This is a genomic window from Candidatus Phycorickettsia trachydisci (assembly GCF_003015145.1).
Classification (GTDB): Bacteria; Pseudomonadota; Alphaproteobacteria; order Rickettsiales; family Rickettsiaceae; genus Phycorickettsia; species Phycorickettsia trachydisci.
On sequence record NZ_CP027845.1, the window covers coordinates 764,559 to 791,020 of the forward strand.

Consider the following 26,462-nt stretch of genomic DNA (forward strand, 5'->3'; position numbering starts at 1 on the left):
ATCCATTTCCTAAAAATTATCTATGCGGTGGTAAATTTGGAAATAGATCTTTTTAGCAATCTTCTTGAGTTTAACTTACTCAAGTTGATCTCACTAAATTAACTAGATCTCTTCTATTAAGCAGTTCTTAATTACAAATATCGCAACCAATTCAAAAATGATAATTACTATAAAACTTTATCTAATTTTAGTAATTATTAAAAATCTTGGCAAGGAAATATAATATGATATAGTAATTAATATAATTAAAATACAAAAATATGCAAAAATCTATAATTAGCTTAAAAGAATTAAAGAAAAATAACACTAAACTCCTTCTCCAAGCTATGGATAAAGGTGATGACGCGTTAGTAGAAAAAATTTTCAAAGATAGAGATTTTAAAAAAGATTTTGATTTTTCCATCAAGAACGAGGAAGGTATTAGTTTTTTACACGTAGCCGTTAATTATAAGAAGTTAGATATAATTCAATATCTTTGTCAAGAACGAGGAATGGATATCAACGATTCTCTGATTAATGGTTTTACTCCTATACATCACGCAGCAAGAAAAGGCTGGATAGATTTAATTGAAGACATTAAATCTTATGGAGGTGATATGAATCTCGTGGATGACGAAGATAAAACGGCATTAGCTGAGGCGGCAGAAAATGGTCACATAGATGCAATAAATAAACTTATAGACTTTGGAGCTAATGTAAACGGTAAAAATCCCTTCAGAACGCCTATGATGTACTCTATCTTCAGCGGCAAGCTTGAAGTTGCAAAAGCTTTAAAAGCTAGAGGAGCTAAAACTGATTTAAAATATAAAGGTGGTGATTCTTGGCTTCATTTAGCTGCAAGCATCGGAGATTATTCGAAAATATCACAAACCTTAGAGTGGTTGCTAACTCAAGAACCAAGAATGATTAATGACATAAATGAAAATGGAGAAACAGCGTTACATGTCGCCGCTGGGAAGGGCAAGTTAGACTTGGTTCAATTCCTTGAAAGCCATGGCGCCAACCTTGTATCACAAGATAATCATAAAAGCCTACCAATCGAACGTGCTGCAATGAGCGGTCACATTGAAGTAGTAAAATATTTAGCCTCTACTGCTGCCAGGATAGATGATAGTTTTATGAGGATAACCTCTCTGTTCCCATTTGATCAATTAGACAGCTTACTGAAAATGTGTAATGTAATTTGGGTCTTTGGTCAATTTAAGGGAAGCAACTATGAAAATTATGTAAATTCTAGCGCAAACCTTGTAACCACCTTCTTGTCTAAACATAGTTTAGATGATTTTGAATATAGCGAAGTATACAATAGTGTTCAAATTAGTGATTCTATCGAAAATCTTCACTCTGTCGCTTGTAAAATAACTAATCCTGGACCAGAATATAAAATGCAAAATTCCATGGCCTTCAAAAATATGCAGCGATTAATGCGAGAGAAGGGACTTCCAGAGATAAAAAAGGCCCTTCTTGAAACTAAATCATTATGCTCAGCTGAAGTTGAGTCATTAATTGAGAATGCATTCACAAAATATACAGAAAGTGAGCTAAAAACTAATTTACTCCAATTTTTTACGAGTATTAAAATAGAAGAAGATGGAGAAGCATCAGAAGAAAAAAAGACTGAAGCAGAAACAATCGAAAACATTTCAAACACCAACTCAGCAACAACTGCCGGAGATACAGAGACAGCAAATGAGCTGGAAGGTGCTAGTTAACACTAAGCTGCGCTTATAACTTCAATTAATAAAAGGGGGGAACTAGCTTGTTAAGAGTGTTGCCTAGTATCTTAATTGAATTAGCTAACTTGATCACTACTTTCACCAAAAATATTGACCGCCGGTATATCTTCAAGAGTATGCTCAGAACCGTTATAATATTGTAATATTTTCATATTGCCTGATAAATCAGCGTCATTTTCTCCAAACAATATTAAATGGTCTTTTAAATCATCTATATTCAATTTTTCTTCCAAAACATCATACATTTCCTTTAGATTATTAGAAATCCAAGCATCTCCCGTATGCATCGATATAATTACTTTATTATTTGACACTATGTGCTTAAGTATTGTAGGAGCTAAGTATTTTTGTATGAACAATCGACCAAATGTTTCAAAACCCCAATCTGGGAAAGATTTGTAAACACTAACTTCAATATTATAATTTAAGTGCTTGTAAACGTTGCCTTGACCTGAACGTTGCCACTCTCCTAGTGTTACTAAGCTTACAAACTGCGGATCTGGAATCTTATATGTAAATGGATGAAATTCTCGATCTTCTCCATTTGCTAGAGGATTTACAATATAAAACCAAGGATCAAAAAGGCTGATTTGCACTTTATGATTTGGATTCTTTTCGCAATATTGTGGGATCCAAGGGTAAACTTGTTGCACACCTTGCAAATCATTGTCACAACCAATAGAGATTACATGAATATCAGCTCTTTCAGAAAATTTTTCTAAAAATGACTGCAACGCTTCCAATTCTAATTCTCCATTCTTACTAAAATTTATACAGCAGTTTAGAACATTAGACGCCTCGCGTACCATGTGCACACCATCAAAGCTCAAAAATGAAGTGGTTAGATTGTATGCAGAGGTAAGTAGATAATCCCACAACATAGTTATTTATTATTAGATTTATTCATAACTCACTATTAAGAAAGATAGTAATATTATCTTCAAAAATCTAATGTATATTCCATTGTCAATAAAATCAATATAGTAAATTGGTATAACACTAAAAGATAGTTAAGTGTGCTATACCGATTTATTTAGAATTAAGCAAACAGGAAATCTAATGAATCATACTCATCTGTTTGTTGCTTACCTATCAAAGCAGTGGTATCTGAACAAGATTCATAAATTTGTGAGCGTATAGCCTCTGGATCAAAATTTATTTTGTTAGATGCTTCTTCTCTTAAACCAAACGTATGAACGTATTCTTTAAATAAACTATTATATACTTCTTTCATATATTGACCATAAGGGTTTAATGATTCAGCGGGTAGGAATACCAGCATGGTACGTTGTTCTAAAGCATTTAAACCCCATAACACTTTGTTTGCAGTTTCCTTATCGCGTGTGATATGCTCTAAATTATGAGATTGGAGTATTTCTGTTACTTCTTCTAATTTCTGTTTAAACAAGTTAAGATTTGGAATTATATTCTCTTCTATATTAAGACCCATTTTGCGCATATTAAGACCTATTTTCGGAATTAATGTCTCACTCATCTTGATAGCTTGAAAGGCTTTCCCGCTTTTCTCAACCATGTGGAGAGTACTTTCTTGAATTTCTGAAGGCATTTCATGCATATTCCAAAAAAATAGTTGAATCATTGCTGATAACATGCAGCTAGATTTGGGAATAATTTTTAAACCTATACCTATATCACTCAGAAATGTGAATGGCTTAAAGCTATTTATTATAGGAACCAACTTTTTTGATAAACCCTGCACAGCCTCAAATGCTGCTGGACTATCAGCGGCAGACTCTGTTAACAGTTGAAGCATCTTGTATCCAGCTAATATTTGTTGGATAGTAGACCCTATCTTTAAAACTTCGCTATAATTACTGATAAGATAGTCATTTAAAACCATATCATAAGGTCCTGGAAGGCTTAATAATAAAGACACAATCTCGTGGTTATTATGCTTAGCGGCTGTTTGTGCTGGTTTATTACCATCTTTATCTTGCGCACTAACTAAAAACCTTAACATATCTATATCTTCATTCCTAGCTTGAGGAGATTTAGGTTTATTTATACCACAAGAGAAATGTTCAACTATGTTTGTATACCCTTGCCTCGCTGCAATATGAAATAAGTTTTCACCTTTATCATTCGTTGTGCTCAGGTTAGTTCCTTCTTGTAATAAGGATTTGACGGTATTTAAATCACCTCTTTCTACAGCTTGAAGGAAGAGGATATCTTGACGACCTATTTCAAGTATTTCATCCAAATCTGATATTTTCATGTTTTCTAATGCGCCTTCTATATCATCAGCCTTATTGATATCACCTTCTGTGGCAGGTGCCTTGCCCAAATCTAATATGTCTATATTGCCGAATAAGTGTTCTTCACTAATATCAAAATGTTTTGTACTACTAGGCACTATATGCTCAAGATTTATAATATTATAAAAATTTGGGTCGCCTTTATATATGCCCCATAAAGCTGTTTCAAACTCATCTATTCTCATTTCCTTGGGATCAATAACTTTTTCTTTTGACGCTTCCGTATGAACACTACTATGTTTGTTAAGATCTTTAGCCTTTTTTTTAGATTTTTTTCCCATATCCCCCTATTTTTAAATTGTCAATAATTATATCCTAACATACACCAATTTAAATAAAAAGTCTCTTTAGAGTGCTCAAATTTTAGGAAAGGATAATATTTCCGTAAGTATTAAAAATAATTTCTTGACTTGAGCTTACAAAGGTTCAAAGGTTATCTTACCATCTGTCAATCACTACTAGCTTCATAAAGTAGTGATTTGCAGCTGTTTAGATATTCAATGATAGATTAAACTCCTGAAGCTGGCACAATATCTCAGAGATAAAATCATTAAGCAACAATCAACATCCTCAAATATTCTTAAGGATTTTCGGTAGAACCTTGCATGTCTTTTCCTAACTCTTCAAGATTCAACACAATACTTTCCACATCATCTCCAGTTTGTTCAGCGCTCTCATCGTTTTCATTAAATGCAGATAACCTCAAAGTAGTACTTAAATCTTCGTGTATTTTGGCACTTGGTAAATGATTTATTCTCTCTAAGCATTGGTCTATAAAATCTTGATTAGTCTCTTTGATACTTGGGAACAAATTATGTATTTCTTTTAATATATGTTCTTTAATATCTGTACGATCAATTAAGTGTTCTAAAAGAGTTAATGCGCATAAAATTTGTTTCTCTGCTCCATCACTTGCAGATATGATTTTGTTAACATCATCTATATTATTTAGCTTTGCCTTTAAATTTCTACTATTCTTCATCGCTAGACCTAACTTTCCCCCACGCTCTAAAAAAGCTGAAGTAATTTCAGGCCAATTTGGTTTACTAAAATTGCACGAAGCAAGAGCGCCGATTAAGTTTTCCTCTACATAATTCTTAGCACTATCTTCAAATTTAGTCATATCATAATTTAGCAAATATTTTACTGGTGGTAGTAGATTGCGACTAGTCGCCAAAGATAAGGCATGTACGTAATCTAGTGGATCAAAATCAAAAAATTCTAGTAATTTTTGAACTACTTCTGGGGGATTCACGCACGCAGGATTTACATATTTAGGGGGTACGATATACAAGTCGTTTTCAGCTAAGAGACAAAGAGGAGATTTGTTATCAGCATTTAAAAGTGTTGATTTATTTGATGCTTTTGAGAGTAACATTTCCATCGTACGCATGTCAGCGTGACGCGCAGCTATATGGAAAGGTGTTTCGAGCTTATTATCTGCCATATAAGGATCAGCACCATACTCTATAAGTACTTTTACAGTTTCTTGATGCCATTTCTCAACCGCCCAGAATAAAGCAGTTCTATTATCGTAGTCTTTTTGATTTGGATTTGTTCCCTCTTGTTCCAATATCAATTTCACTACGTCCTTAATACTATGAGGTCTTTTGCTATATTTAATAGCAGCAAATAACATACCATAAGAGTTTATTTTTTTACCGCTATCTATAGCTTTTTGTAATGTTGCGATATCACCATCTCTAGCAGCACGATGTAAAGAACTTGACAACAACAAAAATGTCTCATGAATGCTTGAAGATTCGTTACGATCAGTATATTTTGCCGCAGCTTGTTTTTTAATATTTCCTATAACTTTTTGCATATTTGATATTATAATTAATTTTAATAATAGCGTACTAAAATTATTTATATTAATCAAATTGTAATATTATTTATTGTATAAAATTAAAAATATTGTTTGAATTAAACCTAATTATAACAGCTCACAAAATTTTATTTTCTTCACAATCCATATACCGCCACTTGATTGCAACAGTTACTATACAAACTTAAAATTTTTTAGCATAAAAATTGTTTTATGTGAATGACTTGAGATAGACTGATACCATATTTTAACCCTTAAAAGAAAATAACAATGGCCGATACCACTTTTGACCCTTATAATGGTTTGAACTACAGTAGTTATCCTTACTACCATTCTCATCCCGATCGTTTATTCACATTAGGAAAGCTTTTCGGAGCAAACCCTGCTGAACCTGGTACTGCTAACATCCTGGAAATTGGCTGTTCAAGCGGCGGAAATCTTATACCAATTGCATTAAAATACCCTCAATCTAAATTATTAGGTATTGATGCTTCTTCTTCACAAATCACGGCTGCACAAAAATCTGCAAGTGAAATTGGTTTAATGAATGTGACGTTCGAAAATAAACTTACTAGCGACTTACAAAATAGCCAAGATCAGTTCGACTATATTATAGTTCACAATATGGTATCCTGGGTCAACGAACAAACTCGTAATGAGATATTTGATCTGTGCAAAAAGTTACTCAAACCTACAGGCATCGCATTTGTGAGTTACAATGTTCAGGCAGGTCATAGTACAGCCAATCTTTTAAGAGAAATGATACTTTATAATACTCATAGACTTCAAGCTATACCCGAAAAACTAGAGCAGGCTAGAGCATTTTTAGCATTTACCATAAATGCTTTAGAAGAAAGTCAAAATCCTCTACATCAAATGATTTACGTTGAAGCAAGAGCTCTATTTGAAAACGATAACATGCTTTGCGATTACTTAATTGGGGATCATAAGGTTTTTAGTTTCCATGAATTTTTTGACGAATTAGACAAAAGACAGTTGCAATATGTCAGTGATACGTATCTTCCATCAATGTACGTAGGCAACGCGCCAATCAATATTCTTGAAGCTGTCCAACAACTAACTGATATTGTTGACGTAGAAGAATATATGGACTTTTTCACTCAAAAAGCTTTCAAATCAAGTATCATTTGCCATAAAGAAGTAAATATTAAGAGAGACGTATCAGGTGCTGATTTAAGTTCACTGTATATATCTTCCAACATTTTACTAGATGTTCCTTCACAAGATATAACCAATTTTGATGATGGTACTCAATCTTTAAGTTTCTTTATCAAACCTAATGGTGGTGGAGGTATACAAACAAATTCATCTATAATGAAAGCTGTTTTGTATACTATAGCAGATAACGCAGCTATAAATCCTATATCTATCGCCCAAGTTATTGATATAGCCAGCGAAAAAGTACCAAGTATTACGAAAGAAGAAATTCAAGCAACCTTTAATCAAGAACTAATAGGGCTAATTTTCACGGGTTACGTTGATATTACAAGCTACATGACAACAGCCTCTACAGTTATATCCGATAAGCCTAAAATATATCATTTAGCTCGTTATCAAGCACTACAAGGAGAAGATACTTGGGTAACAAATTTAAGAGGGCAAATTGTGTTTATAGGTCTATTTGAAAAGTATGCTTTCAGGTATATGGATGGTGAGTATGGATTAGATGCAATTGAGGAATTTATTTTTAATCACGCTCAGCAAGAAGATTTGAGCTTTTCTAAAGATGGACAAACCATTACAAATAAAGATGAAATAAAGCAGGAAATCAAAGATCACTTACAAGATTCATTAAAATTTGCTCTTGATATGTGCTTGCTAACACCATAGATAACAAATGGGACTTGTGTCCCACTTGTCCAAAATTATGCAGCATCTAGCGCATTTTTGCAAAAATCACTACCAATTATATCTAATACTAACCCATCTACATCAAACCCATTTTGCATTTCTAACAACAAATCGCTAGCTTGTGCTTTCATTTGATCCTCTGCGATATACTTTAAATATTCTAAAGATTTAATACGGCCAATAAGATTTACCAATGCCGCGTTATATTCTTTTTGAATATTAACCTCTTGGGTAGAAACTAGTAACTCGATCATCTTTTCATTTCCTTCCATAAAAGAGTAACTTAACGCGGTATCCCCCTTACTTCCAGAATGGCGATTTATCGTTTCTATAACTTGTGGATATTGCAACATAAGCTTTACCATTTCTTCATTTCCAGCTCTGATGGCTGATAACAAAATGGTGTCACCATCATGCGTTGGTAATGAACAACTAGCACCCTGATCTAATAAATATTCCATAACTTCAAGGCTACCATATTTGACTGCTAATTCTAAAAAACCGGCATCTTGAGACCATTTATCATTAATGTTTCTGGAATGTACGTAGTACTTTATCTTATTGACATTATTATCTTTTATAGCTTTTGATATTATCTTAGACTTTTGATAGTTGCTTATCAGAAATGATGGCAAAAGTGACCACATAGTTAATTACCTTATAATATAGTTATCAATATAAATGTTAACACGTTTTAATACTTATGTCAAGAGCTAGCAATTAAAATAAATAATATTGTCATGAGTAGCAAAATTAACAAGGCTAACTAAACAGAGATCTTAATATCAAATCGCACACACCTTGATACCTAAAAAATTTTTGAATATGCTACTCTTTACAAAAATGTATGCACTCTTTTAAAGTGTGGAATACTATGATATTTATCAGTTTTTTAAAACCTCAATCCGAAATATTATCACCCATAACTTCTACAGATTCAGGTTTATCTAAAATGAATTGCGATACGTATAACGCAATTTGATCTGATGGCTCAAGCAAATCATTCAATAATTCCTTAGGTCCATCTAAGTCATGCAACATACTAATACTAGGAGATTTAATACCATCTATGGTTTTGGAAAACATATCTTTTTGAGTATCTTGAAGCGTCTTAATTAAAGTCTTATCCCTATTTAATAAAGCAATGATTGCTATCTGAATCTCTTCAATAGAATGATAAGTGTCAATTATGAATGATAAACCTTCAGCTTTTTCCCAAAACTGCTGTAACAACATTTCATCTTTAAATAGGTGGGCAAATTTATACTTATAATCTTTGTTATCAACTGCATTAAGAATACTAGCAAAATTTACCAAACCTTCATACGCTTTTTCCACTAGCTCGTCACCAAATTCATAGGCCTCTAGCAAACCTACTTTAAAAAAAGAATTAGCAACTTTTAAGTTAAGATATATCTTGTCAATCAAATGGTCCGTTTGAACCGATAAAGTATCGAAATTTTCTTTTAAATATTCATATACCTCTACGTTTGATAAATCTATATAAGCACCTCTTAATATTAATAGACAGATTATATTTGAAAGATTTTGCTCAACTGCAAAAGAAATTAAATTTAATGCCCCTTTATCGTTTAAATAACTTTCCCAATTAATTAATAATTGAGCACTTTGTACTTTTCCTAACTTTAATGCATAATGAAGCGGCAGGCGTCCTTTTGCATCTCGAACATTTACATCTGCCCCAGCTTCAATAAGACTTTGCAACATACAAACATCACCAAATTTAGTAGCATAGTGCAAAGGCGCATTACCTTCAGCATCAAAATCGTTAATAACTTTTTTAAAGCCTAAATTCAGCAAATTATCAACTGATTTGCTCTTACCACTTTGAGTTGCAAAGTGCAGTAAGTTTCTATTTGTTAGAGGAATTTTTAAACTGAGATTTTCTTCTTGATTCAACAAATCTTGTATTACACTTTGACTATCTTCTTCCCAAATCGCTTTCATTAACTTAAATCCTGGGGTAATGGTCATAGTAATTAGAACTTGAATTTTTATTCTTATCCTTACACTAAAATCATTGCTTTAGTCAATAAAAAATCCTTCCAGATGTTTTAATAAATCTGATACGTGTTCACAGATTCTTAGATCCATCTACACCAAGCCATTGGAAAGATATATCCTCATAATCTTCCTCCAACTTTGGTTTTTCCGGCTCGATTAGAGTGACTTGCTCTGATGCTTTGATCATATTAGACTGATCAACAATATTTTGCAAAAGCTCTAGATTCTCTTCTTGATTAAGCTTGATTGCTAATTTTTGGATATCTAATTTTTGAGACATTATGTAGCATACTCGGAGCTGGGTTCGGCTACAAGACCCATAAGCTTCTCTACGGGCACTAAACCATTTTCATGTACATATGCTTCTACTACCGTAATTTGTTGCTCAGTTAAGTCATCGCACACGTCCACTAATGTTGCATGAGAAATGCTTTTTACTATGAGTTTTTGCAGCATATCAAGCTTTCCTTCTAACTTTCCTTCTAACTTTCCTTTAGTCTCACCCTTGGCCTCACCTATAGCCTCACCTTCTATTTTAGCTTTTTTACAAGCTTCTTCAAAAGCGGCTTCAATTTCTTCTCTTTCTTTACGATCAAACATTTCTTCAATCGTTTCTTGAAGGTATTCGGTCATTTTTCCTTCTTTTTCCAAATTAGTTTTCATCATAATTTCATACCCCTTTTTAATGTCAGGATCAAAATAATCTTGGACCTCATCCATACTATTTATTTTAGCACAGTTATCAAAAAAATACAATAATTGCGCCTTTTTATCAGTACGTAAGTTCACTTTACCCTTTTCTAAAGCCTTAACAAATTTACGTACTTCTGCAAACTTCCAATGCATAACATTTTGAAACATCTCCATATGTCCCCTCTCAGCTATTGTAGGCATTACAGTTTGTTCATACTTATCATCGTCAACATACTCTTTACCTTTAATTAGATTATCCTTTGAAATAACTAAAATGTGAGTTTTTTTCAATTTTTCATGAATATTCTCAGAATCACCTGCAAAAATTTCATTCACTACAAGCCTTGCCATATAATATTGCATTCGGCAGATAAAATATTTTTTATACTGCCTTTGCATTTCCACTATCACCTCCTCATCATGATTAGTTTGGCATCTTAAATCAAATATCACCTTCTGCTCCATTGAATGATTCGCAACCAATTCTTGAGGTAAAAATTCTACATCATCAATTACTTTATCTTCCTTGAAATCTAAGAATATGTTGATTAAATACTTTAGAAAGTCTTTATTAGCACATAACATTTTAAACGTCACATCATAAGTTGGATCAGCAAAATTTTTAGTACTCTCTGAAGCCAATACTTCTTTTCTTATCTGATCTTGTGTTTGTTGGTCTAGCTTACGATTCTTTTTGGAAGAAGGCATAATAGTTATATTCATGGGTTAATGTTAGATAAATGGTATTACACAGCCAAAGATAGCTATAATATTTAAAGTTTTTCAAAAAAATTTCGATCAAAAAGCCTCTCTGCCTCACTTAAGCTCTTAGCTATACTTTCAAGATCATATTGATCATCAAAGGCATTACCAAAAACCTTAAAGTGGTACTTATATTTACTTTCTAAACCAAGCAAAACAGATTTTAAAACAATAAACATAGCCGTTGTTGGATCAGTATTATTGGAACATACGCGATATTCTAAACGTATAGGCTTAGTACCTGGAATTCTAACTGCTACACTTCTATTATTATTGCCATAACAAACCTTGGTTGGAGCCATAAATTTATCATCTAGACGCGCATAATCTTCTTCATAAGGTAAAATGAGCTTTAAGGTCTTGTTAATGTATTGGCATAGGCCGTTTGCTGCAAAATCAAGAAATGCGCCTCGATCAAAAAGATTATTCTGATTATTATCTAGCAAATTAAGATGCAAATGCATACTACTCCCATAGTCATCTTTAAAAGGTTTTGGACTTAAATCTGCACCCGCTGCTTTCAGCAGAATGCGATCTCTTTCAATAGATTCTATACATTCCCAAACATTATCAAATGGACCCTTATTAATCTCATATTGATCCTTTCCCTTTTCTTTTTGCACTTCTATCCCCAAGGGTTCTCGCGCATAAAACTCTATCTCGTAGCCCAAAATTGGTTTTAGGCCTTTCTGTTCATAAATTGTAAGAAGACTTATTAATTTTTGCTTCATCATTAAGGAGTCGTTGCAAGGAAAAGTTTCTTGATTAACCCAGCATTAATCGGCTTATTAGTATTCAGTGATTCAGCGTTAAGAATATTGACAGCTTTATATGCTGAGTGAAAATTCAAAGGTATTAAATCTGCAACTAAACTTATCATTTTAGGTTCAATCTGAAGAGATTTACTCGCAAACTCTTTACTCAGAATCACCTTAATTGTTTCTTTATCAGGAGTATTAATATAGCTTACATCAATACTTTTAAGCCTCGAAACCAGATCTTTAAGCTTGAAATGATCAGGAAATTTAGAGCTTGTAAAAAGACAGTACTTTTTTGCCTCATTACACATATTGAAAATACCCAATAAATCTTTTTCATCCTTTTCACTAATATCTTCCACAATAACATTGGAAGATATGTTTGAAACTTTAGATAAAAATTTGGCTTCTGCCTTTTGCGCCCAAATGTGGGCTAAATGAGTTTTACCTGACTGCTTAGGCCCAATGAGTAGTAAAAAGTAAGGGTATGCTGCGTGACTCCAGCTAGATGGCCATTCACAAATTTTCTGAAAACTTAAGTTATTTGCACCAGTCACTATAAACTCCTCTATGGCATATGAAGTTTTTTGTGGAAAATCAAAGGTGCTTTGCTGATGCATTCAAATTATTTATTAAATCTTTAGCAATTGAAGTTAAAGGCAGCCCAATAAACAATCCATACATACCAAGTATATGCCACCAAGCCATTAAAGTAAAAATCATCACCACCGGATGCAAACCCATTTTATCTCCTATAATCTTTGGAGCCACTATGTACCCTTCAAGTATTTGACCTATAAAATATATTGTCACCACATAAGCTAGGTGATAGTCTATTCCAAATTGAAATAGAGTTGCTAAGACGCTTAGAAAAAGCGACACCGTAATCCCAACTAAAGGAGCTGCAACCAAAATACCCGAAATCATACCCAGTACTAAACTTAAATCTATCCCTGCAAAGCTTAAGAAAAAGCTATAGTACAGTATCATTACTACACAAACTTCAAATTGCCCCACGGCAAATTCCGTAAAAACCTTAACGCAGTCCTTAATAAAGAACTGAACGCTCTCGTTCAAACCCGCAATTGTCTGCTTTATAAAACCGCGGATTAAATCATAATCTTTGATAAAGTAAAAGTTAGTTATAGGCAAAAGTATGAATAGGACTATCAGGTTTACTATAGCCATTGCAGACTGCCAAATATTACCTATAAATGAAGGGATTTGGGATAATAAACCATTACTGATAGTTCTTACAAAATCAGAGACGCGAGTTGCAATTTCTGGGTCAAGAGTGCCTATTTGCTTCTCAAGCATAGGCACTATGGATTGCTGCAAATAACTATTATATTGAGGAATTTTATATATAAAAATTATGCTTTGACTGTAAATAACAGGAATAATTTTTAAGACCAAAGTAATAACTAAGCTCCAAAAAAAGCTGAAAATGAAAAAAAACGCCATGTTCCTATAACGCATTTTAGAGGCAAATGCGCTAATTAAGGGCTCAAGCACCGATGCCAAAAAGTATGATATCGCCATCATTAGAGCTATATGCCAAAATAAATATAGCCCTAGAGCGAGTAAAACTAGAAATGAAACTGAATAAATGCTTTTTATTTTAACCATCCACTTTATCTTTTTCAGGGTCTTTTGCTATTGTTACGCTAGCTGGACGCAAAAGTCTATCCCTAATTTTATATCCTTTTTGCATAATGGTGACAACTGAACCATTAGGATATTCGTTTGTTTCAACTTGCGAAATCGCTTGGTGAATGTTATGGTCAAAAGCTTGACCAGGTTCGGTTGAGATTTGAGAAATACCATGTCTTGCTAAAACATCTTTAAGTTGTCCATAAATCATCTCAACACCTTGCAATATCAATTCTACCTCTTGAGATGTCACTTCTTTACTAGGTTTGTGAGAAATAGCTAGATCTAAATTATCTGTCACGCTGATCAAGTCTCTAGCAAAGGAAGTTAAAGCATATTGACGTTCTTCTTGAATTTGCTTTTCCGTACGTTTACGCATATTATCAAGCTCCGCGCTACTTCTTAAGACCTTATCTTTTAATTTTTCTATTTCTTCTTCCAAATCTTGGATAGAAGGTTTTTTTTCTGAAATTTCTGTTTCTTCTTCAATATTGTGATTTTTTGCTTGATTACTCATAATTTATTTTTCTACTGTTAATGTTATTATGTAAATTATAGTTTTGCATGTCCAATTTATCAAGGTTACTTATGACACAAAAAGGATTTTTCATCACCTTTGAAGGAGGAGATGGTTCAAGTAAAACCACTCAAGCAAAACTTTTAAGGCACTATCTGCAAAATGCTGGATTTAAAATTTTGTTAACTCGCGAACCGGGTGGAACGGCTTTAGGAGAGCGTCTTCGAGATATTATACTTCAAGAAAATACTGCTAACATTACCGATTTACTACTCGTCATGGCAGCAAGAAATGAACATCTAGATAAGGTGATTAAACCAGCTATGAAAGATGGAGTAGTTGTCATTTGCGACCGCTTTATAGATTCTACAGCTACATATCAAGCAACAAGCGACTTAAGTATAGATAGTATATATCAACTTCACGCAATGCTATTTGATAACCTGATGCCGGATTTGACTATATTACTAAACCTAGATCCAGAGGAAGCATTAAGACGAGCACAGAAGAGGAACGAAACACTTGAAGATAAAATGGAAACCAAAGGTCTTAACTTTCATTTAGATGTTTTCGAAAAATATCATCAAATATCTCGCCTATTTCCCGATAGAGTAAAAGTAGTTGATGCTAATAGAGATATTCAAGAAATAAAAGAAGAAATCGATAATATAATCAAAACAATACCGTATTTTAAAGATAGGCTTTAGTTTGACACGATATTAAAAAAACTTAGCTTATTAAAATGATTTGAGGTTGATGTGAAGCTTTATTATCATTATGCTTTCATAATGTACAACATACTCCTAACTTTTTTATGCATATCATAAAACGATCTATTTTTTACATCCTTATCCTCTCTTTTTCTTTAGTAGAAGCAAGGAGTAAACTAACACTTTCTTCAGAAAATTTGACCTATATTGAACAGTTCATCAATGTTTTTGAAAAGATATCAAAAGAGTATGTGGAGGAGCCAAATAAACAAAAATTACTTGATGGAGCTTTAAATGGTATGCTCTCATCCTTAGACCCTCATTCTCAATATTTCACAGAAGAAGAATTACAAGATTTTATTACTAAAAATGAAGGTAAATTTGGAGGAATTGGAGTAGAAATCATTCATGAAGAAGGGGTTATTAAGGTTATTAGCACATTAGATGACCTACCAGCGGCAAAAGCCGGGATTAATTCAGGTGATTACATTATAGCCGTAGAGGGAGAATTAGTTAAAAATCTCGGATTTAATAAAGCCGTCAAAAATATGCGAGGCTTGCCAGGCACTAAAGTCAAATTAACAGTTATAAAAATAGACTCTAAGATGCCTCAGGAAATGGAGTTAGTTCGTGAAATAGTAAAAACCCAAGCTATAAGACATAGTAGAGATAACAATGTTGGCTACATACGCCTTGCCACATTTAATGAGAATTCAGCAGATGAACTTAAAGCAGCAATTGCTTCATTAAACAAACAAAGCGGATTAGAAGGTTTGATATTAGATTTAAGAAATAATCCAGGTGGACCTTTGGATCAAGCCATAAAAATTACTGAATATTTCATCGAATCAGGTATTATAGTATCCACTGAGGGACGTGATAAGACTAATAACAAAGTATACTTGGCAAATTCTTTTGCAAAAAAAGCACCAAAACTAAATATGGTAGTGTTAATTAACTCAGGCTCAGCATCAGCGTCAGAGATAGTTGCAGGTGCTTTGCAAGAACATAAACGCGCAATTATTTTAGGTACCAAGTCTTTTGGTAAAGCTTCCGTACAGACTTTCGTAAAATTAAATGAACACTCAGGGATGAAATTAACTACCGCAAAATATTACACCCCAAATGGCAAATGTATACAAGCCGAAGGTATACAACCAGATATCGTTGTTGAAGTTGCAAAAGTTGATTACCTCAAGTTTGATGATGATAAAAAATTCTTTGAGAAATCTTATCAAAATCACTTAGCTGGAGATAAAAAAACCCTTAACAAAAAGTTAGGAGAAGAAACTACAACAGAAACCTCAGAACGTTATAAGAAAGATTATCAATATGCACGTGCTTTTGATTTAATCAAGGCTCTCAAAATAGTCTCTAAATAGGCATTATAATATTTTCAAGCACCTTAGAAGAAGTTAATCTAAAAACTTTTAAGGTGCTAGGAATGCTCGATGAATACAGCGCACTATCTGAGGAGTAAATTCACCCAAAGAACTAATTTTCTAAAATCACCATTTCATGGTATAATACAAATAACTCACAGGGAAAATCCCTTTAATATTTAAGTTTACATTTTATGGATTCAAAATCTCTGATGCACGAAGCATCGAATGAGGATAGGAAAAACTATCCCAATCATCTACTTTACAAAAAATTAGACTACAGATTAGGAGTAGGTTTAATGATTATCAATAAAAGTAAGAAAATTTTTGTTGCAAAACGTATAGACTCAAAAACGCCCTTCTCCTGGCAGATGCCACAAGGAGGAATTGACGTGGGAGAGACTCCTAGCAAAGCAGCAATGCGCGAAATGGAAGAGGAGATAGGCTGCGGATATGGACAAATCCTTGCTGAAACCAAACACTGGTATTGCTACGACTTACCCCCGAGATTGATACATAAAATGTGGGATGGGCAGTACAAAGGTCAAAAGCAAAAATGGTTTTTAGTAAGGTTCACAGGCGAAGATAAAGATATTAACTTGCAAACAGAAAAACCAGAATTTGAAAAATGGAAGTGGGTCAGACACTCACAATTGATGAATATAGTCATTCCATTTAAAAAACACTTATACCAAGCTGTATTAAATGAATTTATTCATTTTTTGGCATGACTTTCAGTCAACTACTTAGCTATGGAATAAGGCTTTTATCTCACCTCTCCTCACCCGAATTAGATGCAAGGATATTACTACAACACGCATGCTCCAAAAGCTTTGAAGATTTAATTGCATATGAAGATCAAGAAATAGATCAGGTATTTGAACAACAATTTTTTTCTTTATTAGAGCGCAGGAAAAATTTAGAACCCGTAGCCTATATAACGGGTTCAAAGGCTTTTTTTGATTTAGAATTCGAGGTATCAAAAGATGTGCTTATTCCTCGAAGTGATTCCGAAATTCTTGTAGATTACGTTTTAAAAGATTTTGCTCAAGAGGATCTTAAAATACTTGATTTAGGCACAGGAAGTGGATGTCTAATTATTACTCTTTTAAAACATTTACCTCAAACTGAAGGAATTGGAGTTGATGCTAGTCATAAAGCATTAGATATCGCTAAACGTAATGCTGATAAAATAGGAGTTGGAGATAGATTAACCCTCTTGCAAAGCAATTGGTTTAGCGAAATAACACCCCAAGCTTTTGATATAATAATCTCTAACCCTCCATATATTGGTTTAGAAGAAGATATTTCTCCTGAAGTTAGATGTGAACCACACACAGCTCTTTTTGCAGGTTTAGATGGGCTTGATAGTTATAAGCAAATTGCCGCAAAAGCAAAAGATTACTTATCACCTCAAGGGTCTATATATTTAGAAACAGGGTACAAACAAAAAGAGGATGTGCAAAAAATTTTTGAAGCACACACTTTCAAGTTAGAAGGAATAGCAAAGGACTTACAGGGTCATGCTCGTTGTTTAAAGTTTAGGCTTTGTGTCTAAAGTAATTAGTGGATCAGATAAAGTTCCACCAACTGTTAAAGTCATTAGAGGGGCAACTGTAAAAGGATTAACCTTATAAGGAGGATACATTTTTGCATCAAAGCTTACAGCTCCGGTGTATATATTTAAATTGGCTGTTGCGTCTGTATTAAATTTATTACTATTTGCAAATTTCAAATCTTTACTTGAAATGATTCCTTGGAACATTTGATACGAACCATCCACGCTACCTAAAGTAGTATTTGGAGATTGAGGAGTATTATCTTTTTGTCCATATGGTCTATATACAGGAGGTGCGATAGTTTTATCAATACTTAAATAGGGGAACATCACCTCTATCCCAACAATTTTACCATCAAGAGTTAAGGTATAAAGCATTTCTTTTAAAGTATCTCCTGTAAAGTGCATAGTACCATTCGTGCTTATAGCACCTTGTAAACCAGGCAGTATTGATGCATCCGCGAATATAGGACCTAAATCAATATTGCTATAGGAATAACCCAAAGAAGGCCCAAATGGATAGAGAGGAATATTCCCATTTAACGCCACATCTCCTCCTTGCAAGTTAAAATTAAGCTTATCAAGTATTATTACAGCATGGTAACTACGAGCCTTAAGGTATATGTTAGTCAAAGGAGTTTGCCAAAACGACACCTCCCCTAAACGCATTGATAGATCTATGCCCATATTGCGTAGATTCAATTTTTTTTCTAAAAATTCTTTAAAACCAACAACGCTATTAAAACCAAGATCTGGAATCTTACCATCAAAAATTGCTATTGCATATGATGGTTCAAAACTTGGAAAAGTAACATTAGCTATACCAGTAATAAAGTAATCTTGCTTTTTAATGTTAAAAAAGTTGAATTTAACTTGTTTCGGAGGAGCATCAACAACAAAATGCAAGTGGTCAAAATTCTGTCCGCTAAAGATCGCATCATTAAAAATTATATTCAAATTTATAGGAGTTCTATCTTTGTTTAGGAATAAAAAGTTTTGTACATAATCTTTATCGTAAGATTTAAATAATATTGCCTTCAGGTTATCTGCAGCATCTTTAAATAAATTATTTTCATCATCAGCATTGTATCCTTGCACTTTCAATATTCCCTCCCACTTATTCCCTAGACCATAGGTTTTATATGATAAATCTCCTTCTAATTTAGTTTGTCCTAAACTAGAACTTATGCCTTGAAAATCTATGCTAAAAGGACTCCACGCAACATCGGATTCAAAGTTAAAGCTTTGAGCATCTCCTGTAATAGTGCTACCAAGAATTTTACGCAAAACATTAAAATTATTATGCTGAATCGATATACTTCCATCAAACACTTTATAAAATACTCCATTCTGCAAAACTCCTTCTACGCTAAAAGAACCATCCGTCCCCACATTACCATTTAAATTCTGATTCAAGTTACCAAAGTCATCTGTATCTAGAGCAAGCGATAAGTTACTAATTTTTTGATTAAAAATCATTAAATCTGATATCTGTAGCTTAGCATTTAGGTTAGATTTAAGCTGGGGAAAATTAGACCAATCTTGTAAAAAAGCGAAATCATTCAAAGTAAGATTCGACAAGTCTAAATGATCAATCGCAACGTTTAAACTAAGACCACCTTTATCAAAATCAACTTGTCCACTTCCCTTAAACCACTTATTATCTCCCGATATATCTTTAATCAAGAATCTATTATTCTCAAAAACAAGACTTGCCGCTAAGATATTTTCACTATTCATGTTCAAATTTAAAACACCAGATTTATATTCTCTCTGATCATATTCCTCTTGCATCACAAGAGTATAAGTCTTGCCTTTAATGTTTAAGTCAAAAACATTTGCCTTTCTATCTCGAGATAGAGATGCTTTAATTACTAGATGATCTGCGTACGCTTTTACACTAGAACCAAGAGTAGAGTTGTTAATTGATACTTCAGAAAAATTTTGACCTCCCCAATTTAAATTATAAAAACTTAAGTCAATACGCCTATCGCCCAAATCAATAAGTTGCTCTAATAACTTATTATGATTTACAACATCAGTTAAACTAAACTTATTGCTTGCAATTTGAGCATTAGTAAATTTAATAGATTTAATTTTAGGATTAAAAGTTAATAAAGATAGCTCACTTAAACTTATACGCGCTTTATCGGCAGAAAAAAAATCAGTAGAACAGTTTTCAAGTATAATGCGAGGAATAACCCGAGCATAAGATACAGAATATTTGCTATAAGTGATAGGTACTAAGGAATTTTGATTTATTACTTTAGTGACGTCTAAAAAATAATTAAAAAATACCCCTATAGCCATTATGGCAATAGTAAGTAGCGCCATTTTAATCAAAAAAATGACAACTATTATTTTTAGTGCTCGATGTTGTCTAAAGAATTCTGATATATTAGTAGACATATTTACTCATTAAAACATGGAAAAATACCTTATAGTCGGCAAAATTCTTAAACCTCATGGAGTGCGTGGAATGATGAAAATCATATCTTATATGCATAAACCCGAAGACATTTTTACTGCCAAAGTTTTCTATAAATTGCAAAACTTTATTCCTATAGATTTGAGAGTACATCAAAAGCTTGATAATCAGAATTTTATTTGCACTTCAAACAACGTTTTAAATCGCCTTGAAGCAGAAAAACTACATTCTTGTTTTCTCTTCATCGAAAAAAGCACCTTATCACCAACATCAAAAGGAGAATTTTATATTGAAGACCTAAAAAAACTTACGGTAATTGACGCAATGGATAGTAGAATTGGCATCATACGAGATGTGTATAATTTTGGAGCAGGAGATATTATCGAAATTTCTTTTGACGAGGGCGAGCTTGAGATGTATAGTTTTAATCAAGACACTTTTCCAAATGTTGATATAAAAGCAGGCACAATACTTTTCATTCCACCAACAAAAATATGAGATTTGAATATAAAATAGCATTCAGATACTTATCTGCAAAACCCAGTGATCGATTTATGTCAATCGTATCAGGTTTTTGCTTTCTGGGTACAACAATTGGAGTTGCAGCCTTGATTATAGTTATGTCAATAATGAATGGCTTTCATCACGAACTTATTCGCTGCATCATGGGCACTAGCGGTCACATAATAGTCCAAGGAGAACATCCAGAATACTTAAAAGAAGAAATACAAAAGTATAAGTTTGTTACCGACGTAGGTTTCATGATTGAAGGACAGGGTTTACTTGGCGGCAAAAGCCAAAATACCGGAGTTATGGTAAAAGGCTTATCTTTAGAAGATTTTAAACTCAAAAAACAGCTTTTAGATAATCTTTCAGGCCAAGCAAGCGATTTAGAAAAAAGCGATAGCGCTTTTATTGGTAAAGAATTAGCAGTTACATTAGGATTGCGCCAAGGAGATATGGTCAGGCTCATTGTACCCCAAACTGTTTCTTCTATTTTTGGCTCTTTGCCAAAATCTAAAGAATTCAAAATAGCAGGCATTATGACTAGCGGTCTAAGTGATTATGATGCCATAAACGTTATAATACCCATTGATATCGCAAAAAAACTCTTTGATTCCCAAAAAGTTTTAGAGGTATACACTGATAATCCAAGCAAAGTGGATGATTATACCAAGATTTTGCATAAAGATTTGTTACATGATGTAGCCTTAATTAGTAACTGGCAAATATCAAATAGCAGTATACTTTCAGCCTTAAAAATAGAAAAAACTGCGATGTCGATGGTCCTAAGCCTTATAATTATGGTCGCTTCATTTAATATCGCATCTAGTTTATTTATGCTGGTGCAAGATAAACGCAAAGATATAGCAATACTTAGAACTATCGGAGCATCTAGAAAATCTATTATGTTAATTTTTATACTTAATGGTTTTCTAATTAGTTTTTTAGGAACTAGCGCAGGAGTATTTATAGCAGCTCGATTTATAGATAACATAGAAAGCATACGAAAATTTTTAGAAAGCTTTACTGGCATTACGCTTTTTGATTCAGCTATTTATTTTCTTTACACCCTACCAGCTAGAAGCTCACTATCTGATATGTTATTAGTCATTGGTATATCAATGGGAACAAGTATTTTAGCTTCACTTTATCCTGCTTACAGAGCTGCTAAATTAAATCCTGTAGAGATTTTGAGATATGAGTAAGACAGTTTTAGAATTAAGAGGAATATCTAAGAGTTATAGTCAGGGAGGAGCTAAATCTTGCGTATTAGATAACATCTCTTTTTCTCTTAATGCAGGAGAGGTTGTAAGCATTATCGGAGCATCTGGTAGCGGCAAATCTACTTTGCTTCATATTGCCGGCCTGCTTGACGATTCAGATGAAGGAACTATACTTATTGCTGGCAGGACCCCGGAAAAAAAAGATGATGTACGTTTAAGGTACATAGGTTTCATATATCAATTTCATCATCTACTCTTGGATTTTAATGTATTGGAAAATATTTTAATGCCTTCATTTATTTTAGGACAAAAGAAGGAAGATGATGTTTATGAGCTATTAAACATTTTAGGAATTGCAGTAAAGGCCAAATCATATCCAAGTCAGCTTTCAGGCGGCCAGCAACAACGCGTAGCAATTGCAAGGGCTCTGATCAATAAACCTAAATTAGTTTTAGCAGATGAACCTACCGGAAATTTAGATAATAAAAACGCTTTAGAAGTTTTTGCTCTAATGAAAAACATCGCTAAATCTACTAACACAGCATTTTTAATTGCAACCCATAATATGGGGCTTGCTGAGCAAAGTGATAAGATTTTTAGACTGCAAGATCAAAAACTAGAGCAAATCAAATGACCCAAATCTTAAAAGTTTTGCTCCCCTTACCCAATATTCCTCCACTAGATTATGAATATAACTTAGATGAAAAGATAGAAGTTGGCGATCTAGTTTTGGCCCCATTTAAGAGCAAAGAGGTAACTGCAATAGTTTTTGAAATAGATCCTAAAGAAATCTTCAGTGGACAATTAAAAAAGGTTATCAAAAAACATTCCTTTGGTTTATCTCATAGCTTTATGAGCTTTATAATTAAAGCTAAGGAGTATTATTTAGCAGATTTTGGGCAAATTGCTAAGATGGTTTTACCAATGGAGTTAGAGAATAAATATCAACCACTCCAGCAAGAAATACCTCCAGAATTCAACTTAAGTCCACTTAATAAAGCTCAAGAAGAAGCATTAGAAAAAATAAAAAATTCAAATAGGCCATCCCTATTATTTGGTATCACCGGGTCCGGTAAAACTGAGGTATATTTTCACTTAATTGCTGAAGAAATAGCAAAAGGCAAACAAGTTCTATTAATTTTACCGGAAATAGCTCTGACCCAACAAATATTAGATAGATTTGAAGCAAGATTTGGATTTAAAAGCACTACATGGCATAGTTCTGTCACCAAAACCAATAAACAAAAAATCTTAAAAGGTATCGCCAGTGGCACTGTGCAAGTTGTGATCGGAGCACGTAGCAGCTTATTTTTACCATATAAAAACTTATCTCTCGTTATAGTCGATGAAGAGCATGATCAGTCATATAAACAAGAATCCTTAACTCATTATAATGCTCGCGATATGGCTGTGCTGCGAGGTTACTTAGAGGGCTTTAAAGTATTGCTTGGCTCTGCAACCCCTTCTGTTGAAAGCTACCATAATGCTACTCAAAATAAATATCAGCTCTTATATCTGGATCACCGCTATCAAAACGTACTCTTGCCAAGCATAGATATTATCGACATGCGTAAAGAAAAGCTCCCTGAAGGTAGATGGATATCTCAAAGCTTAAAAGATCAAGTTGAAAGAGATTTGACCAAAGGCGAACAAGTTTTATTATTCTTAAATCGCAAAGGCTATGCGCCAGTTATCATCTGTAAATCTTGCGGACATAAAGTCAGTTGCCGCCATTGCTCCACCTATTTGGTATTACATAAAAGCAAAGAGCGACTAGAGTGCCACCGCTGTGGATTTTATACTAAGATTTTCATTAACTGCCCCGAATGTAAGACAGAAAACAGCTTTATTCCTTGTGGACCTGGTATTGAAAGACTTCATGAAGAGGCAATTGAATTATTCCCTGGAGCAAAAATTATTGCCATTAGCAAAGATAATTTCTCTAACATTAACGAAGCAAATGATATTTTAAGCAAGATTGAAAAACATGAGGTAGATATTATTATTGGAACTCAGATAATAACCAAAGGATATCACTTTCCTAAGCTAAATTTTGTGGGCATTATTGATGTTGATTTAGGTTTTAACAATTGCGATCTTAAATCCTTTGAGTATACATTTCAGCTATTACAGCAAGTAAGTGGACGAGCCGGACGTGAAACAGCGGGTCGGGTATTGCTTCAGACGTATCAAAAATCTAGCAAGATAATGGATTATGTTGTAAGCAATAATTACCAAGATTTTATTGAGTATGAACTTGAGAATAGATCAAAAGGATCAATGCCTCCATTTTCTAAGGTAGCACTAGTTATGATAATGGCAGCAAAATCGGACAAAGCTCATGGTTTTGCAAAAGAGTTATTGTATTTAGCTCCAAAGATAAATGATTTAAAAATATGGGGTCCAGCACCCGCATCTTTAACCAAACTAAAAGGAAAATATAGATATAATTTGCTGGTGATTTGCTCTAAAAATATCGCTTTACAACAATATTTAAGTAGCTGGATTTCTAAGATCAAAGTGCCATGGCAGATTAATCTAAAAATTGATATAGACCCATATAACCTAACATAAAAATGAATCTTTTTGGTCTTTTTTGCGTCGCAATCGTACTCAAATCCTCAAATAGCTACAAGTATTCTCCGGTTTTCCGTGCGCCTGCTCCTAAAAAATTCTCAAAAATATTCATTTTTCAAGATTATCTGGTGTATGCTATAATACTTCCTATTTAAGTAAGTACATAATGCAGCAAAAATTTATTCGCAATTTCGCTATCATAGCTCATATCGATCATGGTAAATCTACACTCGCAGACCGCCTGATTGAAAAATGCGGCGCACTACAAAGCCGTGAGATGAAGGCTCAAATTCTTGATTCCATGGACATTGAACGAGAAAGAGGAATTACAATCAAAGCCCAAACCGTGCGACTTGATTATAAAGCCAAAGAGGGAAATTTATATCAGCTAAACTTGATGGATACCCCTGGCCATGTGGACTTTTCTTATGAAGTAAGCAGGTCTCTTGCAGCATGTGAAGGATCATTGCTTGTTGTAGATAGCACTCAAGGTGTTGAAGCTCAGACTTTGGCCAATGTATACCAAGCGGTTGATAATGATCATGAAATTTTAGTGGTACTAAATAAAATAGATCTTCCTTCAGCAGAAATAGAGAATTGTAAAGCTCAAGTGGAACATACCATTGGTATTAGCGCAGATAATGCGAGCTTAATATCAGCCAAAACAGGTCTTGGTGTAGACGAGTTATTAGAACAAATCGTACATCACCTCCCCTCACCCCAAGGTAAAGAAAACGATCCTTTAAAAGCTTTACTTGTAGATAGTTGGTATGATCAATACTTAGGAGTCATTATTTTAATTAGAGTATTTGATGGCAAGATTAGTAAGGGCCAGAAAATAAAGATGATGAAATCTGGAGCAACCTATACAGTTGAAAGCATTGGTTACTTCACGCCTAAGAAAATTATGGTTAATGAACTTTCTGCCGGACAAGTTGGATTTATTACTGCTGCTATTAAGCAAGTATCTAACTGCCTTGTTGGTGATACTATAACTGATGATAAAAACCCTACACCAAAATCACTCCCAGGCTTTAAGAAAAATCTGCCTGTAGTTTTCTGCGGCCTATATCCTGCAAGTGATGTTGATTTTGAACATTTAAAAGAAGCATTAGAAAAACTATGTCTCAACGATTCTAGCCTTCACTATGAGCAGGAAAGCTCATCGGCTTTGGGGATGGGTTTTAGATGCGGCTTTTTAGGGATGTTGCACCTAGAAGTTATACAAGAAAGACTAGAAAGAGAGTTTGATATTGATGTTATCACAACTTCTCCGAGCGTAATTTATAAAATCCATTTGCAAGATGGCAAAACCATTGAAATACATAACCCTAAAGATATGCCCGATCCGCAAAAAGTTGCTTTTATGGAAGAGCCTTGGGCTAAGGTTACAATATTTGTACCAGATGAATATTTGGGCAATGTACTGAACTTATGCAACGAAAAAAGAGGTCAACAAATTGATCTTACTTATGCCGATAAAAGAGCGATGGTTGTATATCAGGTACCTCTAAATGAGATAATCTTTGATTTTTACGATCGTCTTAAATCTTGCACTCGAGGATATTCAAGCTTTGACTGGCAAATGGATGAATATCAGGAAAGTGATTTGGTAAAACTTAGTATATTGATCAATGGAGAAGCATCAGATTCGCTCTCCAGCATTACTCATAAAACCAGAGCTGAAAGTAGAGGAAGAGCAATTTGTCAAAAACTTAAAGAACTTATCCCCGCTCAGCTATTTGAAATTAAAATTCAAGCTGCAATTGGCGCTAAGATTATTGCACGCGAAACCATCAAGGCACTGCGTAAAGACGTACTGGCTAAATGTTATGGAGGCGATATTACGCGTAAACGCAAGCTCTTAGAAAAACAAAAAGAAGGTAAAAAGAAAATGCGCAGCATAGGAAATGTTGAGATTCCAAAGTCTGCTTTCATTGCTGCATTAAAGGTATAAAAT

23 protein-coding genes are annotated in these 26,462 nt (G+C 33.7%); 11 read left to right on the forward strand and 12 right to left on the reverse strand.

The features are described from left to right. The first annotated feature begins 260 nt into the window (after positions 1-260). The gene (locus tag phytr_RS03300; RefSeq protein ID WP_106874467.1) at positions 261-1,712 is read left to right on the forward strand and encodes an ankyrin repeat domain-containing protein; all 1,452 of its coding nucleotides are present in this window, start codon (positions 261-263) and stop codon (positions 1,710-1,712) included. Between the two features lie 80 nt (positions 1,713-1,792). Here the strand turns inward: phytr_RS03300 and phytr_RS03305 are convergent, their stop codons facing one another. From phytr_RS03305 to phytr_RS03315, 3 genes are all read right to left on the reverse strand, one after another. After that, complete coding sequence (locus phytr_RS03305) at positions 1,793-2,617, reverse strand: hypothetical protein (RefSeq protein WP_106874468.1); 825 nt, start codon at positions 2,615-2,617, stop codon at positions 1,793-1,795. Positions 2,618-2,775: 158 nt separating this feature from the next. Beyond that, positions 2,776-4,293 carry an ankyrin repeat domain-containing protein gene (locus phytr_RS03310; protein WP_106874469.1) on the reverse strand — a complete coding sequence of 506 codons (1,518 nt, stop codon included), beginning with the start codon at positions 4,291-4,293 and terminating at the stop codon, positions 2,776-2,778. Between the two features lie 299 nt (positions 4,294-4,592). Further along, a complete protein-coding gene (locus phytr_RS03315) occupies positions 4,593-5,837 on the reverse strand; it encodes an ankyrin repeat domain-containing protein (protein ID WP_106874470.1) in 1,245 nt (414 codons plus the stop codon). A gap of 273 nt (positions 5,838-6,110) precedes the next feature. Between phytr_RS03315 and phytr_RS03320 the strand changes: the two genes are divergently transcribed. After that, entirely contained in the window at positions 6,111-7,691 is a 1,581-nt protein-coding gene (locus tag phytr_RS03320) for a methyltransferase domain-containing protein (RefSeq protein WP_106874471.1), read from the forward strand. Between the two features lie 35 nt (positions 7,692-7,726). Here the strand turns inward: phytr_RS03320 and phytr_RS03325 are convergent, their stop codons facing one another. From phytr_RS03325 to grpE, 8 genes are all read right to left on the reverse strand, one after another. Continuing rightward, a complete protein-coding gene (locus tag phytr_RS03325; protein WP_106874472.1) occupies positions 7,727-8,359 on the reverse strand; it encodes an ankyrin repeat domain-containing protein in 633 nt (210 codons plus the stop codon). A gap of 253 nt (positions 8,360-8,612) precedes the next feature. Further along, positions 8,613-9,680: an ankyrin repeat domain-containing protein gene (locus tag phytr_RS03330; RefSeq protein ID WP_158706846.1), complete on the reverse strand. Its 1,068-nt coding sequence runs from the start codon at positions 9,678-9,680 to the stop codon at positions 8,613-8,615. 127 nt (positions 9,681-9,807) lie between these two features. Beyond that, positions 9,808-10,017, reverse strand: coding sequence for a hypothetical protein (locus tag phytr_RS03335; RefSeq protein ID WP_106874474.1), 210 nt, complete (start codon positions 10,015-10,017; stop codon positions 9,808-9,810). After that, positions 10,017-11,153, reverse strand: a complete 1,137-nt coding sequence (locus phytr_RS03340) for a PD-(D/E)XK nuclease family transposase (RefSeq protein ID WP_106874475.1) — start codon at positions 11,151-11,153, stop codon at positions 10,017-10,019. The genes phytr_RS03335 and phytr_RS03340 overlap by 1 nt, the downstream gene beginning before the upstream one ends. A gap of 50 nt (positions 11,154-11,203) precedes the next feature. Beyond that, complete coding sequence (locus phytr_RS03345) at positions 11,204-11,926, reverse strand: type I glutamate--ammonia ligase (RefSeq protein WP_106874476.1); 723 nt, start codon at positions 11,924-11,926, stop codon at positions 11,204-11,206. Continuing rightward, the gene (locus phytr_RS03350) at positions 11,926-12,570 is read right to left on the reverse strand and encodes an AAA family ATPase (RefSeq protein WP_106874477.1); all 645 of its coding nucleotides are present in this window, start codon (positions 12,568-12,570) and stop codon (positions 11,926-11,928) included. Before phytr_RS03350 ends, phytr_RS03345 begins: the two co-directional genes overlap by 1 nt. Further along, positions 12,548-13,579 carry an AI-2E family transporter gene (locus tag phytr_RS03355; RefSeq protein WP_106874478.1) on the reverse strand — a complete coding sequence of 344 codons (1,032 nt, stop codon included), beginning with the start codon at positions 13,577-13,579 and terminating at the stop codon, positions 12,548-12,550. The genes phytr_RS03350 and phytr_RS03355 overlap by 23 nt, the downstream gene beginning before the upstream one ends. Then, positions 13,572-14,120 carry a nucleotide exchange factor GrpE gene (grpE, locus tag phytr_RS03360; RefSeq protein WP_106874479.1) on the reverse strand — a complete coding sequence of 183 codons (549 nt, stop codon included), beginning with the start codon at positions 14,118-14,120 and terminating at the stop codon, positions 13,572-13,574. Before grpE ends, phytr_RS03355 begins: the two co-directional genes overlap by 8 nt. A gap of 71 nt (positions 14,121-14,191) precedes the next feature. On the opposite strand from grpE, the gene tmk reads away from it, so the two are divergent. The 4 genes from tmk (at position 14,192) to prmC (ending at position 17,770) form a co-directional block, all read left to right on the forward strand. Continuing rightward, a complete protein-coding gene (gene tmk / locus phytr_RS03365; protein ID WP_158706847.1) occupies positions 14,192-14,827 on the forward strand; it encodes a dTMP kinase in 636 nt (211 codons plus the stop codon). A gap of 107 nt (positions 14,828-14,934) precedes the next feature. Then, complete coding sequence (locus phytr_RS03370) at positions 14,935-16,212, forward strand: S41 family peptidase (protein ID WP_106874481.1); 1,278 nt, start codon at positions 14,935-14,937, stop codon at positions 16,210-16,212. Positions 16,213-16,424: 212 nt separating this feature from the next. After that, positions 16,425-16,943 carry an RNA pyrophosphohydrolase gene (locus phytr_RS03375; RefSeq protein WP_106875031.1) on the forward strand — a complete coding sequence of 173 codons (519 nt, stop codon included), beginning with the start codon at positions 16,425-16,427 and terminating at the stop codon, positions 16,941-16,943. Continuing rightward, positions 16,940-17,770 carry a peptide chain release factor N(5)-glutamine methyltransferase gene (gene prmC, locus phytr_RS03380; protein ID WP_106874482.1) on the forward strand — a complete coding sequence of 277 codons (831 nt, stop codon included), beginning with the start codon at positions 16,940-16,942 and terminating at the stop codon, positions 17,768-17,770. Before phytr_RS03375 ends, prmC begins: the two co-directional genes overlap by 4 nt. On the opposite strand, the gene phytr_RS03385 is transcribed toward prmC, so the two are convergent. Then, positions 17,747-20,179 (reverse strand): AsmA-like C-terminal region-containing protein, encoded by a 2,433-nt coding sequence (locus phytr_RS03385; protein ID WP_106874483.1) that lies wholly within the window; start codon positions 20,177-20,179, stop codon positions 17,747-17,749. The genes prmC and phytr_RS03385 overlap by 24 nt on opposite strands. A gap of 16 nt (positions 20,180-20,195) precedes the next feature. Here phytr_RS03385 and rimM point away from each other — a divergent pair, with 16 nt between their 5' ends. From rimM to lepA, 5 genes are all read left to right on the forward strand, one after another. Continuing rightward, positions 20,196-20,696: a ribosome maturation factor RimM gene (gene rimM, locus phytr_RS03390; RefSeq protein ID WP_106874484.1), complete on the forward strand. Its 501-nt coding sequence runs from the start codon at positions 20,196-20,198 to the stop codon at positions 20,694-20,696. 56 nt (positions 20,697-20,752) lie between these two features. Next, positions 20,753-21,907, forward strand: coding sequence for an FtsX-like permease family protein (locus phytr_RS03395; RefSeq protein ID WP_234352474.1), 1,155 nt, complete (start codon positions 20,753-20,755; stop codon positions 21,905-21,907). After that, complete coding sequence (locus phytr_RS03400) at positions 21,900-22,559, forward strand: ABC transporter ATP-binding protein (RefSeq protein ID WP_106874486.1); 660 nt, start codon at positions 21,900-21,902, stop codon at positions 22,557-22,559. Before phytr_RS03395 ends, phytr_RS03400 begins: the two co-directional genes overlap by 8 nt. Then, positions 22,556-24,499, forward strand: a complete 1,944-nt coding sequence (priA, locus tag phytr_RS03405; RefSeq protein ID WP_106874487.1) for a replication restart helicase PriA — start codon at positions 22,556-22,558, stop codon at positions 24,497-24,499. Before phytr_RS03400 ends, priA begins: the two co-directional genes overlap by 4 nt. Before the next feature lie 166 nt (positions 24,500-24,665). Continuing rightward, positions 24,666-26,459: a translation elongation factor 4 gene (lepA, locus tag phytr_RS03410; RefSeq protein WP_106874488.1), complete on the forward strand. Its 1,794-nt coding sequence runs from the start codon at positions 24,666-24,668 to the stop codon at positions 26,457-26,459. The last annotated feature ends 3 nt before the right edge of the window (positions 26,460-26,462 follow it).

Coding starts and splice junctions, on each gene's coding strand:
- prmC (WP_106874482.1), top strand. CDS start 16,940: ATGACTTTCAGTCAACTACTTAGCTATGGAATAAGGCTTTTATCTCAC.
- rimM (WP_106874484.1), top strand. CDS start 20,196: ATGGAAAAATACCTTATAGTCGGCAAAATTCTTAAACCTCATGGAGTG.
- priA (WP_106874487.1), top strand. CDS start 22,556: ATGACCCAAATCTTAAAAGTTTTGCTCCCCTTACCCAATATTCCTCCA.
- grpE (WP_106874479.1), bottom strand. CDS start 14,120: ATGAGTAATCAAGCAAAAAATCACAATATTGAAGAAGAAACAGAAATT.
- phytr_RS03335 (WP_106874474.1), bottom strand. CDS start 10,017: ATGTCTCAAAAATTAGATATCCAAAAATTAGCAATCAAGCTTAATCAA.
- phytr_RS03400 (WP_106874486.1), top strand. CDS start 21,900: ATGAGTAAGACAGTTTTAGAATTAAGAGGAATATCTAAGAGTTATAGT.
- phytr_RS03395 (WP_234352474.1), top strand. CDS start 20,753: ATGTCAATCGTATCAGGTTTTTGCTTTCTGGGTACAACAATTGGAGTT.
- phytr_RS03340 (WP_106874475.1), bottom strand. CDS start 11,153: ATGAATATAACTATTATGCCTTCTTCCAAAAAGAATCGTAAGCTAGAC.
- phytr_RS03355 (WP_106874478.1), bottom strand. CDS start 13,579: ATGGTTAAAATAAAAAGCATTTATTCAGTTTCATTTCTAGTTTTACTC.
- phytr_RS03315 (WP_106874470.1), bottom strand. CDS start 5,837: ATGCAAAAAGTTATAGGAAATATTAAAAAACAAGCTGCGGCAAAATAT.
- phytr_RS03325 (WP_106874472.1), bottom strand. CDS start 8,359: ATGTGGTCACTTTTGCCATCATTTCTGATAAGCAACTATCAAAAGTCT.
- phytr_RS03300 (WP_106874467.1), top strand. CDS start 261: ATGCAAAAATCTATAATTAGCTTAAAAGAATTAAAGAAAAATAACACT.
- phytr_RS03375 (WP_106875031.1), top strand. CDS start 16,425: ATGCACGAAGCATCGAATGAGGATAGGAAAAACTATCCCAATCATCTA.
- phytr_RS03310 (WP_106874469.1), bottom strand. CDS start 4,293: ATGGGAAAAAAATCTAAAAAAAAGGCTAAAGATCTTAACAAACATAGT.
- tmk (WP_158706847.1), top strand. CDS start 14,192: ATGACACAAAAAGGATTTTTCATCACCTTTGAAGGAGGAGATGGTTCA.
- phytr_RS03345 (WP_106874476.1), bottom strand. CDS start 11,926: ATGATGAAGCAAAAATTAATAAGTCTTCTTACAATTTATGAACAGAAA.
- phytr_RS03305 (WP_106874468.1), bottom strand. CDS start 2,617: ATGTTGTGGGATTATCTACTTACCTCTGCATACAATCTAACCACTTCA.
- phytr_RS03370 (WP_106874481.1), top strand. CDS start 14,935: ATGCATATCATAAAACGATCTATTTTTTACATCCTTATCCTCTCTTTT.
- phytr_RS03320 (WP_106874471.1), top strand. CDS start 6,111: ATGGCCGATACCACTTTTGACCCTTATAATGGTTTGAACTACAGTAGT.
- phytr_RS03330 (WP_158706846.1), bottom strand. CDS start 9,680: ATGAAAGCGATTTGGGAAGAAGATAGTCAAAGTGTAATACAAGATTTG.
- phytr_RS03350 (WP_106874477.1), bottom strand. CDS start 12,570: ATGCATCAGCAAAGCACCTTTGATTTTCCACAAAAAACTTCATATGCC.
- phytr_RS03385 (WP_106874483.1), bottom strand. CDS start 20,179: ATGTCTACTAATATATCAGAATTCTTTAGACAACATCGAGCACTAAAA.